Here is a 14993-nt window from a genome sequence, read left to right on the forward strand (position 1 = left end):
GAAAATAAATCTCTTCAATAAATGCCTCCGGCTCATTGATTGCTGTGAATGGCTCAATGGCGCTTTAAATGATTTTAATTAAGAAAGACATTTGGAAAAATCTTCGATCATGAAATCAGTTACCTGTTTCCTTTTAAGCAGTTTAGCATTATTATTACTGTTGCCTGCAAAGGGTTTTACACAAAACGTTACTTTAACCACAGCTGCTACTGCGGCTGCAAATCTTTTACAGGGTACTAACACCAATCCCATTGCCTATGCAGTAAAAATGGATATCGGTGCTTCTCCTGTTACCGTAACCAGTATTCAGTTTACATTGTCGGGCACACATGATAATAACGATATCAATTCCATTGGCATATGGTTTAACGCTACCACACCCTCTATAGCAGGTGCCACACTTTTAAACACTGCTACAGTAGGATTTGCTGCGCCACATACCTATTCTGTTTCCTTTTCTGTACCGCTTGCTGCCGGAGCATCAGGGTATTTTATGGTAAGTACAAATATTACCTCCACTGCCACATCAGGTAATACTGTAAAAGCAAACGGTGCCGCCAACCCTGCAGTATTTGGGTTTACCGCCGGCCAGGTAGTAACCAATAACCAAACAGACATTGCTGGTTTACTAACCATTGTTGCCGGCACTGCTACATTAACTTCTTCACCGGTGGCGGCCGGTAATATTGCCCAGGGTTCATCGGCTAATAGCATCGTATACGCTGTTAAGATGGATATTACGGCATTTCCTGTTACTGTAAATAATATCCAGTTTGTTTTAGGCGGCACATACGACAACAACGATATTAGTTCAATTGGTGTATGGTTTAATGCCACTACCCCTTCAGTTTCGGGGGCAAGTTTATTAAATAGTCTTTCCGGCGGTTTTGCCGGTCCGCATACTTATTCTACCGCCGCTTCTATACCCATTGCTGCGGGGGCATCAGGATATTTTATTATCAGTGTTAATCTTTCTGTAGGTGCCACTGCGGGCAATACCTTTAAAATTGATGGTGCCATTAACCCGATTGTATTTGGTTTTACTGCTGCACCAACTGTTGTAAATAACCAGGCTGATGCAGCCGGTACTCAAACCATAGTAGCTGCGGCTGCTACCTTAACCACAACAGCCTTAACTGCTGCTAACATTTCCCAAGGCTCCAACTTTAACCCGGTGTACGTTGTAAAAGTAGATATTACGGCCTTACCTGTTACAGTAAATAGTATTCAATTTACTTTAACGGGAACCCACGATGCCAACGACCTTACCGTTGCTACCGTGTGGTTTAATGCCACTACCCCTACAGTAGCAGGAGCAAGTGCACTGGTGAATACCTCTGGTTTATTTGCTGCACCACATACTTATACTGTAGCAGTCACGCAAAATATGGCTGCAGGTGCATCAGGATATTTTATTATCACCGTTACTACAGCTGCCGCTGCAACTACCGGTAATACCATAAAATCTGATGGTGCGGCTAACCCGGTAGTATTTGGTTTTACTACTGCCCCTACCATAACCAATAATCAAACTGATATCGCCGGCATACAAACCATACTGGCTGCAAATACCACCCTCACTTCTGCGGCTGTTGCGGCTTCCAATATTGCACAAGGCACCACCTTTAATCCTGTTTATGCCGTTAAAATGGAGGTTACTACTTTACCGGTAACCGTAAATAATATCCAGTTTACTTTAACCGGAACCCACGACAACAATGACCTTTCGGTAGTAACAGTCTGGTTTAATGCTACAGCACCTACTGTATCCGGTGCAGGTGCGCTGGTCAATTTAACAGGCACCTTTGCCGCTCCGCATACCTATTCCACAGGAGCAATTGCCACAACTATTGCAGCCGGCGCATCGGGATATTTTATCATCACCGTAACCACCGCCGCCGGTGCAACCAGCGGTAATACTGTAAAATTAGACGGAGCCGCCAACCCTGTTGTATTTAGTTTTCTCACCAGTCCAACTATTACCAACAATCAAACAGATGCTGCAGGCATACAAACCATATTGGCGGCAGGCGCCACTTTAACTACGATACCGGTTGCTGCGGCCAATATTCTGCAGGGCACAACTTTTAATCCGGTCTATATTGTAAAAATGGATATTAGCAACCTGCCTGTTACTGTAAATAATATCCAGTTTACATTAAGCGGAACGCACGACAATAACGATCTGTCTGTTGTAACAGCATGGTATAACCCCGTAGCACCTACTGTAACCGGAGCAACGGGGCTGGTTAACTTAACGGGAACATTTGCTGCTCCGCATACTTATTCCACAGGCACACTTTCCACCCTTATCGCTGCCGGCGCTTCAGGATATTTTATAATTACCGTAACTACTGCCGCAGGTGCAACTGTTGGCAATACCGTAAAATCAGATGGTGCCGTAAATCCGGCAATATTTAGTTTTACCACTGCTCCTCCCATTACCAACAACCAAACTGATTTAGGTGGCATACAAACAATCACCAGTACACTACCATTGAAACTATTAGGTTTCACAGGTGCTATCACAAGCTCACAGGGATCACAACTGCAATGGGTAACCGCAGGAGAATTGAATGTTAAAGATTTTGAAATAGAATGGAGTGAAGACGGGCTCGGGTTTAATAAAATAGCAACGATACCAGCCGTGAACAGTTCTCAGGATCGTCACTATAATTACCTGCATCAACTGCCGGTTGATGGCAATAATTTCTATCGCCTTAAAATGAATGACAAAGATGGTCAGTTTACTTTTTCTCCGGTAATTAAAATAAATGTACCTGTCACTACAGGCAAAATAGTGGTATTACAAAACCCTGTTACTGATCTTTTAAAATTCCAGGTACGGGCTTTAAAGAATGAAACCATTGTGCTTTACCTGTATAGTACAGATGGAAAAAACATGGCAACAAAATCTTTTAGTGTTTTAAAGGGTAACAACCAGTTAAGCTGGGATCTGCATCAACTTGCTGAAGGCATGTATTTCATGCGGACGGGTAAAAATATTTTTGAAACAATAAAAATCATTAAAGATTAATACAAACACGGTTTAGTAAACTATTTACACCGGCCTTTCCGCCACCGGCTAACCAGATCACGGGAATGGCTCAATAGAACTACCATTTACCTGTTAAATTAACTGTCTTTGTGCTGTAAACCAGCTTTATAATCTGCAATAACCTTTCCATGAAAAAAAACATATTGTGTGTATTGATCTTATGCAGCGGTTGGCAAATAATTTTTTGCCAGAACATTCCAGGCACAGCTACACCTTGTACTACTTCGGCACAAGGCACGGCCGGCAATTTTATTATCAGTTACACCATCGGAGAAATGCCTTTAGTACAAAGCTGGCAAAGCAATGGACTATTGATAACACAGGGCGTAATTCAACCCCTTACTTTTATTGCAGATTCTTCTTACGAATGTTTTAGCCAGACAGAAGTAAAAGTTTACCCCAATCCCAACCCGGGGATATTTTCTTTACAACTGAGTATATTAAAAAAAGGAAAAGCAAAAACAATGTTGTTTGATGCTGCAGGTAAACTTTTGCAGGCAGATGAATTTGATTACAACACATTTTCTACCAGGCAATTTAATATCAATAACCTGGCCAGTGGTACCTATTACCTGCAATTGTTTTTTACAGAAACAGGAAGCAGCAATATTAAAAAATGTGTTTACACCATTCAAAAAATAAAATGATCACTTTAACATTTAAACCGGTGAACAAACTCATACTCACAATATTCGTTTCTATTTTGTCTTTAGCTGGTAATGCGCAGGTGCCTAACCAGTTTAATTACCAGGCTGTGGCTCGTAATACACTGGGGCAAAGTATTGCTAACGCCAATATAAAACTGCGTATATCCATAATAGATGGTGGTGCCACAGGGATAACTGTGTATAGCGAAATAAGGCAAACCACCACTAACCAGCTGGGGTTATTCACGGTACCTATTGGCGGGCCGGGCGCAATAAGTACAACGGGTATTTTTGCTACCATTAACTGGAGCACCGGTAAAAAATTTATAAAGATTGAAGCCGATCCTTTAGGCGGTAATAATTTTATTGTATTGGGCAATACCGAAATGCTGAGTGTGCCTTATGCATTGTATGCAGTCAACGGCAAAATTGGCCCTGCAGGGCCTTCCAATATTTTATCTATTGGAACTGTTACAACAAGCGCCCCGGGTTCGCCGGCATCAGCCTCCATAACCGGAACAAGCCCGGCTCAAACGTTAAACCTTACTTTACCTACCGGTGCTGCCGGGCCCCAGGGACCGCAGGGTGATACCGGCCCGCAGGGTAATACGGGGCCTCAGGGTATTCCCGGACCACAGGGGCCACAAGGTGCTACCGGCCCACAGGGGCCAGTGGGTGCAACGGGACCGCAAGGGGCTACCGGCCCACAGGGGCCTCAAGGGCCAACCGGACCTCAGGGGCCGGCGGGCGCAACCGGACCACAGGGCGCAACAGGTCCGCAAGGGCCAGCCGGACCACAGGGGCCTGCGGGTGCAACCGGCCCGCAAGGTAATACCGGGCCTGCAGGGCCACAAGGCATACCAGGACTACCGGGAAGCAATACACTAATAAAAACAACTACAGAAATTGCCGGGATCAATTGTGCTACGGGTGGTGTAAAACATGAGTATGGTGTGGATGCCAATGGCAATGGCCTACTCGACCCTGCTGAAGTAAATGCTTCGTTAACTAAATATGTTTGTAATGGCGCCGCAGGTTCGGCCGCCAATGCCTGGTCACTCACCGGCAATAGCGCCACAGATCCGGCTATAAATTTCATAGGCACTACAGATATTGCCCCCATAATATTTAAGCTGAATAATATTAAAGCCGGCACTATTGATTCTGTTACTTTAAATACCTCGATCGGATTCAGAACCCTGGAAGCTGTTACCACAGGTACTCACAATATGGCAATAGGATATAAAACTTTAATGAATAATTCTACGGGCACGCAAAACACCGCTGCAGGCTCCAATGCCCTTCGCTTTAATACAACGGGCAGTTTTAATACGGCTTTTGGAATGCAGGCCTTACAACAAAATACCACAGGAGATTACAATACGGCCTTTGGGCATGTGGCTTTATTATCCAATACTACAGGCTTGTATAACATTGCGGTGGGTAATAGTGCTTTACAATTTAATACCACCGGTATAAGTAATGTTGCGGTAGGCAGCACTGCACTTCCGTTTAATACAACCGGCTCCAACAACACTGCTATTGGCGAATCTACCTTGTACAATAATTTCAATGGTGCCAATAACACTGCCCTGGGGCAAAATGCCTTGTTTGCAAATACAACCGGGTCGTTTAACACAGCTCTGGGCACAGGGGCACTTACTGCCAATACTACTTCTAACAGCAGCACTGCAGTAGGTTCCAATTCGCTATACAAAAACACTACCGGATTCTGGAATACTGCTATTGGTGTAGATGCTATGTTTGAAAATACCATTGGTTTTTACAATACCGCCATGGGCGTGTACGCCTTAACGTCGAACACCACAGGAAACTATAATACCGCTATCGGAAATGAGGCGGTTTATTTTAATACCACGGGCAGTCATAACAGCGGCTTCGGCTTTAGCGCACTTCACGCCAACACCACGGGGTTTGATAATACGGCATCCGGAGTTCAATCATTATTCAGCAATACTTCTGGTATCAACAATACGGCCTCAGGAGTAAATTCATTATATAGTAATACCACCGGAACCTACAATACTGCCAGCGGGCATAGCGCCCTGTATTCTAACACTACCGGTTTTCATAATACTGCCATTGGTGTGCAGGCACTGTATTCTAATACCAGTGGTATTTTTAATACTGCTACAGGATTAAATTCCTTAGCGAGTAATACCACCGGAAATTATAATACGGCTAACGGGAATAGAGCACTTCTTTCTAACAGTACAGGAGATTATAACAGCGGGCTTGGTTATAGTGCGCTTTACGCTAATACTACGGGCTTTGAAAATACCGGCCTTGGTGTACAGGCATTGTATGCCAACACTACAGGGTATTATAATACAGCCTCGGGTGTAAATTCCTTAATCGCAAACACATCAGGATTTTATAATACTGCCAATGGCTACAAAGCTCTGTTTACAAATACAGCCGGCTTTGAAAATACAGCTGCAGGCGGCCAGTCCCTTTTTTCAAATACCACAGGAAGCTTCAGCACAGCCATGGGAGTAAACAGCCTTTATTTTAATACAACAGGTGCAAACAATGTAGCGGTTGGGCACAGCGCATTTTTTAATAATGTTACCGGTTTTCAAAATACTGCTATCGGCACTTCCGCAGATGTTACTATTACTAATCTTTCCAATAGTACTGCTATAGGCTACAATACAAAAGTAGATGCCTCCAATAAAGTAAGAGTGGGCAATGTTTTAGTAACATCAATCGGCGGGCAGGCCGGCTGGACGAATTTTTCTGATGGCAGGTACAAAAAGCAGGTACAGGAAGACGTTATAGGCCTGGAATTTATAAAATTACTGAGGCCCGTAAGTTATATTGTTGACCTGCCCGGCCTCGACAAATATTATGGCACAGATAAAGATAACTCTTCCGCAACAGCTGCAATGCAGCAAGCTAAACAACAAAGTTTTGCCAGGGCAGCCATCCACAGGGAAACAGGTTTTATTGCACAGGAGGTAGAAGCCGCAGCAGGTAAAATTGGTTTTAGTTTCAGCGGTGTTGACAAACCTGCCAATGATAAAGCTTTATATGGTTTACGTTATGCCGATTTTGTTGTGCCATTGGTGAAAGCAGTGCAGGAGCAGCAGGCTGTAATAGAGAAACAACAATTGCAAATACAGCAATTAGAAAAAAGATTGGCTGCGATTGAAGCAAAATTATAATTGTAAAATAAAATCTATACTCAAATTTAATTCAAACAAAAAATTATGAAAAAAACACTTTCCATTTTAATTATTGCTGCAATATTATCTTCCTGCGGTAACAGCTCCGGCAACCAAACGGCAAGCGATGCAAAAGAACTGGCCTCTGCAATTAAACAAATGCAGCCCGGCGGTATCCCTACTACACCAGGCGGCTGGACGATGACTGCAAAATTTGATGGCAAAGAATGGTCGGCAGAGTATATGATGCCACTACAGGCTTCGGGCAGGATCTATGGGGATAACAACGGCATAAGCCTCAGTTTTCCTTATGACAGGAGAGAAATGACCCTGGGATACAAAAATACATTCAGTGATCATAATGCAGTAGACATTTTTACCAAAGATGAGGTGGCATTATGGGGCGGATATGCAGGCGAAATGGTGATTACCAAAGTAGACGGAGACTGGGTAGAAGGCAGATTCAATGTGACCGGTACTACCAGCAGCGCCCCCGATAAAAAAGTGGAAGTAACAGATGGCTTCTTTCGCATTTCAATAGCTGATAAAAAATAGTTACCCTATACTAAAGCAATATTTAATCAAAAAAATCAGCTCATGAGCAACCCTTCCCCCTGCTGGTAATTTTTTAAGGTCATAACACTGGTCATTAACTCTCTTCTAAAAAACCATTACCATTTAAAAACAAATTAAAAATCAACTATTATGAAACGGGCATTTTTAATTCTCTGTATTTCCTACACATTATTTTCCTGCGGAGGCAGTTCACAAAACAAAGCTATGGAAGATCAAAAAAAGGCTAATAAAGTAACCGCTGCAAGTGAGCCCGGACGGATACCCGCAAAAGAAGGTGAATGGACAATGACCGCAAAAATAGATGGTAAAGAATGGGCGGCATCTTCATTCTTTCAACTTGATTTCCAGGATAGGATCCATGGCTTTTATAAAGAAGAAAGCATCAGTTTGCCTTACGACAACAGACAGATGAAAGTGGGCGGAAAAATAACATTCGGCGACGACCATGTGGCACTTCTTTTTCCCGGTGATGACGATGCTATCTGGGATGGTAAAAAAGGAGAAATGGAAGTTACGAAAGTGGAAAATAAATGGGCTGAAGGAAAATTCTTTTTTACAGCTTCCTCCAGCGCTAATGGAAAAACAAAAGAAGTGACAGAAGGCTTCTTTCGCATTTCTCTTGCTGATACAAAATAATTGACTTTTAAAATGCATTTATGAAAGCAACAACCGCTATTCTATTACTTTTACTTGCTGCTAACTTAAGCCATGCACAGATATTTAAAAAACTGGGTGATAAAATAAAACGTGATGCGGAATGGAGGATCAGGAGTAAAGCAGATCAGCAGGTAGCCCGTGGAATAGACAGCGTGATTGCAGCACCTAAAAAAATAAAGGATAAAAAAAAAGAAAAAAACAATACCGCTGAAAATACAGTTCCTGCTACTACCAATAACAACACTGCTAAAAATAATACTCCTCAGCCTGCTACCAACTTAAAAGAATCAAAACCTGACCCAAATGACATGACGCCTAAAGATGGCTTTATTTCACTCTCCCTGTCTTCTGAAAAAGCGTATACAGGTTTTGGCATAAGCATCGGTATCAGGATAACAGGAGAAAGCGTAAAATATAAAAACTTCAACCAGGTACAAGTAGTTGTGTCGGGCCCGTCAACAAAAGATGTGCGGCAATTACAACTTACAGCAGACGGTAAATTTTACCTGGACTGGAACCCTTCCGACCAATCCGGAGATTTTACAGTAACGGCTACCAGTAGTGATAAAAAAGCAAGTAAATCGGCAACCTTCTCTGTAGAATCATTTGATTTACCTGATTATGATGACTGGCCTAAAGAAAACAAAAAGGAAACCAAGAAAGCATTGGAAACACTCGAGGATGCAGTTGAACAGGCTGAGGATGGCATTAGCCCTGCCGATAAAGATGAATTGCAAAAAAAACTGGATGATGTGAAAGAGAAAGTAGAAGATTTGTATCAGCTGTTCAATGATCTTGGCAAAGCCAATAAACAAATGATACAATTAGCAAAGAAAGAAAAGCGGCTTCCTCCAAACTATGCCGGCTATTTAGCCGAGCTTAACAGAACACTTGAAGAACAAGCCAGCCAGATGAAAAAACTAAACGAAACCGCTGTTCACAAACCACAGGACAATACCATATGCGAACACCTTGTAATGGTAAATGAAGCCTGTGCTGCATTTTCTACTTTTACAGGTGCTACTTCCAAAGTAATAAAAACCATCATAGCCAATATTATTTCTGATAAAGCCGCACCTAAACCAACTGACGCTGCGAATACGCCTGAAGCAACCTATAAGTTTTTCCCAAAAGAAGTGTATAATATTTATGGCATAGCAAATAAAGATGCTGATCTTTTAAGTACAAAACTGGCTAAAGTTTCTTTTGCAGGCGATCTGGCACAATATGCTTCAGAAGTGCTGTTAAAGAAATACTGTGGAATTATCAAAGGAGAAATAAAGCATGACTATACTATTAATTTCAGGAATGGTAAAGGCGTTAGCTGGTGGAAGTACGGCGCAGAAATGCAGGGCGCAATAGTGTTGCGCTATCCCAAAGAAGGTAGTAAAGGCAAGATCATTAAAATGAAAGGTAACATAGAAGGTAATGCAACAAAATTTTCATTTTATGAGAATGCAGAAGCAAATGATGATTTTAATGAAGGCACCAAAGGTAAAATTGAAGTGGTGGAGTTAAAAGTAATAAAGCCGGCTACAGTTCCGTTCGTAAGCAGCCTGAACGACCCGGCTGGCTTTGGTGCTGTGGCAAGGGGCCTTACGCCAGCCAGTTTTTATATAACAGTAGATGCAGAATATGATGTTGATGCCAATACCATAAAAATATTCTTTAACAATGCACTGATGGATTTTAGTGATGCGGTAAACAACCAGCTCATTTTTCTTGAAGTAGGTGCCGACCTCTTACCCTACATTAAAAAAATGACTTTCCCTATAGCAAAAGTATTTTCAACTTTTGGTTCTGTAGTAAGAAGTAATAATGAGTTTGTAGTAACCAAAGGGCCTAAAGGGAGTTTAAGCTTTACAAAAAAAGCCAACAAGCACCTGGGTGATAAAAGTTCAAAAATAGAACATGATCTTAACTACACCATTACTGCATCAAAAGAATAAAAATACGTTCCTCAATATACATTCAATACTATTCTTAAATTTCGAGTAACTTTAGTTCATGTGCAATTACCGGCTGCTTATACCTTCACTGTTTAGCTTTTTTATTGCCTCCGGTATAATGGCACAAAAAAAACTACAGTATTCTTTCCGGCATATCACCCAGGCAGACGGATTGTTACACAACCAGGTATTTTATCTTGAACAGGACAATAAAGGTTTTATCTGGATGGCTACCCTGAATGGCCTGCAGCGTTATGATGGTTCACGCTTTACTTATTACCCCGAAATGCTCAACAACCCTGCTGAAGGCCTTACACCAGGTGCGGAAATGTACAGCGATAAAGCCAGGGATATTTTGTGGATACAAAAGAATTTTACTATTGAAAAAATGGAGTTGGCTAAAAACCGGATCAGCCTGTTCAATTCCGGCAATTTTACAGAAGACAGCAGTTACCATTATACCCGTTACACTGATGCAGATAACAATCCCTGGTTTTTAGGAGATAATGCAGTATATACCTTAACTCCGGGCACCAATAAAAAGATCATACAACAGCAAAATATTGTACTCCGCGATGCACATAAAGCAGCTTATATTTTTACCGATAAATTAAATAAGCAAACATGGGTTGCCATGCTTTCAAAAGTTTTTTTGTTTGATGAGCAAACAAAGAAAGTGTATACTGACAACTTTAATCCTGTTGCACATCCTTTATTGCAATCGCTGTTGTTCAACGTCGGCGATTATGCATCAAGGTATGTAATGGTTGATAGCAGGAATAATGTATGGGTTACAACATGGGGTAACCAGCTGTACCGGTACAATACTACTACCCGTAAAATGAGTACTTATTTTTTGTCGGATACTAAATCAACCGAACAAAAAGCTAAAGCATCTCCTGCGGGCCTGTTGGTTAACTGTATGATAGAAGATAACCACGGCAATATATGGCTGGGTACCGAAAACGCAGGACTCTTAAGGTATAACAGGGAGGAGGATAATTTTGATTATTGCCTGGCAGAAGAAAAAACCAATCATGGCATTCAGTATAATTATAAAATATTCAGCCTGCTGCAAGACAAGGAACAAAATATATGGATAGGAACTGACAGGGGTATAAGCATTTTTAACCCCTACCGGCAATATTTTAAAACCATACGGCACGAAGAAGATAATCCGCAGTCGATACCCAAAAGCGAAATACAAAGTTTTATTCAATTGAGTAATGGCGATATTTATATCGGCACCTGGGGAAATGGGATTGGTGTATATGACAGCAATTTTAATTTTAAAAAAAATATATTATTTGCCGGCCCGGGAGAAAATAATTTTGTGTGGAGCTTTCAACAAATGACACCCGATACACTGTGGATAGGCTGCCAGCACGGGTACCTGAATATTTATAATACTATCAACGGCACTGTAACCCACCTGCATCCTCCCGAAATGGAAAATTTCACCATCCGGTGCATGGAAAAAGATACCAAAGGCAATGTGTGGTTTGGTCTTCAGAATGGCAAGATCGTAAAATGGGATAAGCAGACGGGCAAGTTTTTACCCTTTGCTGCCGATGGTATTAAAAGACTTGCCCCGGTACTGAATATTTTTTTCGATTCCGGGCAGCGTTGCTGGGTGAGCACGGAAGCAGGATTTAAAGCATTTGATACGGATAAAAGAATTTACACCAATACCTGGCTACCGGATAAAAATAATAAAGAAAGTATCTCTGGTAAAACCAGCCAGGGCATAGAAGAATATGACGATAGCACACTTTTGATCGGAACGATTTATGGCGGCATTAATTTTTTTAACACCAATACAAAAATATTTACACCGCTGCCGGCAACCGCTCCCCCATCTTCACAAACTATTTATGCTATTAAAAAAGATAAGGCAGGTTTTATATGGTACACTACCGATTTTGGTTTATACAAATACAACCCTGCAGAAAAAAAAAACATCCCTTACAGCATTGAACCAGGCATCATTAATTCTTCTTTTAAAGCAAATAATTTTTTTCCATTATTAAACGGGGCATGGCTTACACTCACCACCACCGAAGCCGTAAGCTTTTATCCCATGGGAACAGAATACCACGATAACCAGCAACCGAAAATTGAAATAACAGGGTTTAAGATTTTAGACAGTTCATTATTTATTGATTCTCTTTTACTGGATAACAAACCTGTTCAATTATCTTATAAAGACAACTTTATTACCATAGAATTTGCGGCCCTGCGCTATTTAAGCCTGCAACAAACCAATTATTATTATCGCCTGGCGGGCCTCGAAAAAAACTGGGTAAATGGTGGTGCCAGGCGTTTTGCAAATTACACCGGCTTACAACCCGGCGAATACCAGTTTGAAGTAAAAGCAGAAATCGGTAATACCAGCAGCGCTATCACTACTTTCAAAATAATCATTACCCCGCCTTTCTGGCAAACACTTTGGTTTAAGTTATTATGCCTGGTGGTTATTGGGGGTTTTATATACCTGCTGGCCAAATGGCGCATCAACAGTATTTATAAAGAAGGAAAAAGAAAAATGCATTTCACCAGGCTGATGGCAGAAATGGAAATGAAGGCGCTTCGCAGCCAGATGAATCCGCACTTTATATTTAATTGCATCAACAGTATTGATGCATTAATACAAAGCAATGATAAATACCATGCCACAGTTTACCTGAATAAATTTGCCAAGCTGTTAAGAAATATTTTAGATACCAACAAGTACAATACCGTCCCCTTCAGTAAAGATATAGACACCCTGAAATTATATGTTGAACTGGAAGAATTACGCCACGAAAATAAGTTTAAGCCAACTTTTAAAATAGATCATGAATTATTGAACAGCGATTACAAAGTACCCCCGCTTATTATACAGCCATTTGTTGAGAATGCCATTTTACACGGGCTTAAAAACAGAGATGACAATAACGGTATATTAAGCATTGATATAAAAAAAGTGAACGACAAAATACAATATATTATAACCGATAATGGAATTGGCAGAGTGGCATCAGCTGCCATTATGCAAAATAAAGAATCGCATTATGGCATGCAGATCAGCTACGACAGGATAAAACTTTTTAACAAAGAAGAAGTTCCTTCGGTGGTAATTAAAGACCTGTACAGTAATGGTATTGCATGTGGTACAGAAGTTACCGTTAACCTAAACATTGTTTAAAATGATAAGCGCAATAGTAATTGATGATGAAACAAAAGGCAGGTTGGCATTACGAGAAAAACTTACTGCCTATTGCCCCCAGGTAGAAATTGTGGCAGAAGCCACCAATGGCCAGGAAGCACTGATGCTGATACAACATCATAAACCGCAACTGATCTTTTTAGATATTGAAATGCCCAGGATGAATGGTTTTGAAATGCTGAATGAATTACCCGAAAAAAATTTCCATATTATTTTTACTACGGCCTACGACCAGTATGCTATCAAAGCTATTAAATATGCGGCTTTCGATTATCTTTTAAAACCAATCGATATTGAAGAACTAAGAACTGCTGTATCAAAAATAGATATCCGGGAAAGCAGCCAGACAAAAAAACAGGTGGAATTATTAAGCCAGAATATGCAGCAGCAAAAAAAGCAATTGTCCAGGCTGGCTATTCCAACATTAGAGGGCCTGTTATTTTATGCCATCAACGATATCATACAGCTGGAAGCCAACAGCAACTACACCAATATTTATCTCGTTAATAAAATTAAAATCACTGCCTCCAAAACCTTAAAAGAATTTGAAGAATTATTGCCCGACGACATTTTCTTCCGCACCCACCACTCTCACCTCATTAACCTGAATTACATAAAACGGTATATAAAAGGCGATGGCGGGCAGATAGAATTACAAAACGGCAATTATGTAGATGTTTCCCGGAGAAAAAAAGAGGAGTTTCTTAAAGCCATTGGTTATTAGTTTTTTAAGGAATAAGGGTTGAACGGATGAACACGCATTTTTTGTAAGGTAGTGTAAATGGCAGGGCCCGTGTTTTGCACTTTGGGCAACAAGAAATCCAGCCTTCCTGTACAGCCTGTGGTATCCGTGTGCTTGCATTATATTTGCAGTATGGAAAAATATTTACAGGACCTTTTCAGCAAACAACAGTACGATAAAAACAATTTCTTTCTTATTGCAGGCCCCTGCGTGGTAGAGAGCGAAGATTTAATAAATGAAGTGGCAGAAAAAGTAAGCGGCATTTGCAAAAGGCTGGGTATACCTTATATTTTTAAATCGTCTTACAGAAAAGCCAACCGCACCAGTGCCAATTCTTTTACCGGTATTGGAGATGAAGAAGCATTACAACTGGTAAAAAAGTTAGGTGAAAAATTTCAGTTGCCTACAACATCTGATATTCATACCGCCGGTGAAGCAGCCATGGCAGCTAATTACGTAGATATTTTACAGATACCCGCTTTTTTATGCAGGCAAACAGACCTGTTGATTGCCGCAGGAGAAACCGGTAAAATTGTAAACGTAAAAAAAGGACAATTCTTAAACGGACCATCGATGAAGTTTGCCGTGGAAAAAATAAATAATACCGGTAATATAAAAGTGGGACTGATAGAAAGAGGCAATACATTCGGCTACCAGGATCTTGTGGTTGACTACCGTAACATTACCTGGATGAAAGAAATTAAAGTGCCGGTAATTATGGATTGTACCCATTCTTTACAACAGCCCAATCAAAGTGGTGGTGTAACCGGCGGCAATCCCGAACTGATTGAAACCATTGCCAAAGCCGCAATTGCTACCGGTGCCGATGGTTTATTTATAGAAACCCATCCCAACCCTGCTGTTGCAAAAAGCGATGGCGCCAATATGCTGAAACTTGACCTGCTGGAACCATTATTGGAAAAACTGGTAAAACTCAGGCAGGCAGTACTTTAAATAAAAAAACCTCT

9 protein-coding genes are annotated in these 14993 nt (G+C 41.1%); all 9 read left to right on the plus strand.

All coding sequences use genetic code 11. The annotated features are described in order from the left end of the window. Nucleotides 1–109: 109 nt before the first annotated feature. The 9 genes from ACYVM0_RS12850 to kdsA all read left to right on the plus strand — a co-directional run bounded on the left by ACYVM0_RS12850 (nt 110) and on the right by kdsA (nt 14979). Nucleotides 110–3037 carry a beta strand repeat-containing protein gene (locus tag ACYVM0_RS12850; protein ID WP_460557665.1) on the plus strand — a complete coding sequence of 976 codons (2928 nt, stop codon included), beginning with the start codon at nt 110–112 and terminating at the stop codon, nt 3035–3037. 149 nt (nt 3038–3186) lie between these two features. Continuing rightward, a complete protein-coding gene (locus ACYVM0_RS12855; RefSeq protein ID WP_460557667.1) occupies nt 3187–3705 on the plus strand; it encodes a T9SS type A sorting domain-containing protein in 519 nt (172 codons plus the stop codon). Beyond that, nucleotides 3702–6893, plus strand: coding sequence for a DUF7151 family protein (locus ACYVM0_RS12860; protein ID WP_460557669.1), 3192 nt, complete (start codon nt 3702–3704; stop codon nt 6891–6893). Before ACYVM0_RS12855 ends, ACYVM0_RS12860 begins: the two co-directional genes overlap by 4 nt. A 45-nt stretch (nt 6894–6938) precedes the next feature. Continuing rightward, nucleotides 6939–7448 (plus strand): hypothetical protein, encoded by a 510-nt coding sequence (locus ACYVM0_RS12865; protein WP_460557671.1) that lies wholly within the window; start codon nt 6939–6941, stop codon nt 7446–7448. A 150-nt stretch (nt 7449–7598) separates the two neighbouring features. Continuing rightward, entirely contained in the window at nt 7599–8105 is a 507-nt protein-coding gene (locus tag ACYVM0_RS12870; RefSeq protein ID WP_460557673.1) for a hypothetical protein, read from the plus strand. 20 nt (nt 8106–8125) lie between these two features. Further along, nucleotides 8126–10075, plus strand: coding sequence for an MCP four helix bundle domain-containing protein (locus tag ACYVM0_RS12875; RefSeq protein WP_460557675.1), 1950 nt, complete (start codon nt 8126–8128; stop codon nt 10073–10075). A 118-nt stretch (nt 10076–10193) separates the two neighbouring features. After that, nucleotides 10194–13262 (plus strand): ligand-binding sensor domain-containing protein, encoded by a 3069-nt coding sequence (locus ACYVM0_RS12880; RefSeq protein WP_460557677.1) that lies wholly within the window; start codon nt 10194–10196, stop codon nt 13260–13262. A gap of 1 nt (nt 13263) precedes the next feature. After that, nucleotides 13264–14007 carry a LytR/AlgR family response regulator transcription factor gene (locus tag ACYVM0_RS12885; RefSeq protein WP_460557680.1) on the plus strand — a complete coding sequence of 248 codons (744 nt, stop codon included), beginning with the start codon at nt 13264–13266 and terminating at the stop codon, nt 14005–14007. Nucleotides 14008–14157: 150 nt separating this feature from the next. Continuing rightward, nucleotides 14158–14979 (plus strand): 3-deoxy-8-phosphooctulonate synthase, encoded by an 822-nt coding sequence (gene kdsA / locus ACYVM0_RS12890; protein ID WP_460557682.1) that lies wholly within the window; start codon nt 14158–14160, stop codon nt 14977–14979. The last annotated feature ends 14 nt before the right edge of the window (nt 14980–14993 follow it).

It is taken from the genome of Ferruginibacter profundus (assembly GCF_054783275.1).

What these genes read in the sequence shown, in the direction of transcription:
- kdsA (WP_460557682.1), top strand. Translation starts at nt 14,158, where the DNA reads ATGGAAAAATATTTACAGGACCTTTTCAGCAAACAACAGTACGATAAA.
- ACYVM0_RS12880 (WP_460557677.1), top strand. Translation starts at nt 10,194, where the DNA reads ATGGCACAAAAAAAACTACAGTATTCTTTCCGGCATATCACCCAGGCA.
- ACYVM0_RS12885 (WP_460557680.1), top strand. Translation starts at nt 13,264, where the DNA reads ATGATAAGCGCAATAGTAATTGATGATGAAACAAAAGGCAGGTTGGCA.
- ACYVM0_RS12870 (WP_460557673.1), top strand. Translation starts at nt 7,599, where the DNA reads ATGAAACGGGCATTTTTAATTCTCTGTATTTCCTACACATTATTTTCC.
- ACYVM0_RS12850 (WP_460557665.1), top strand. Translation starts at nt 110, where the DNA reads ATGAAATCAGTTACCTGTTTCCTTTTAAGCAGTTTAGCATTATTATTA.
- ACYVM0_RS12860 (WP_460557669.1), top strand. Translation starts at nt 3,702, where the DNA reads ATGATCACTTTAACATTTAAACCGGTGAACAAACTCATACTCACAATA.
- ACYVM0_RS12865 (WP_460557671.1), top strand. Translation starts at nt 6,939, where the DNA reads ATGAAAAAAACACTTTCCATTTTAATTATTGCTGCAATATTATCTTCC.
- ACYVM0_RS12875 (WP_460557675.1), top strand. Translation starts at nt 8,126, where the DNA reads ATGAAAGCAACAACCGCTATTCTATTACTTTTACTTGCTGCTAACTTA.
- ACYVM0_RS12855 (WP_460557667.1), top strand. Translation starts at nt 3,187, where the DNA reads ATGAAAAAAAACATATTGTGTGTATTGATCTTATGCAGCGGTTGGCAA.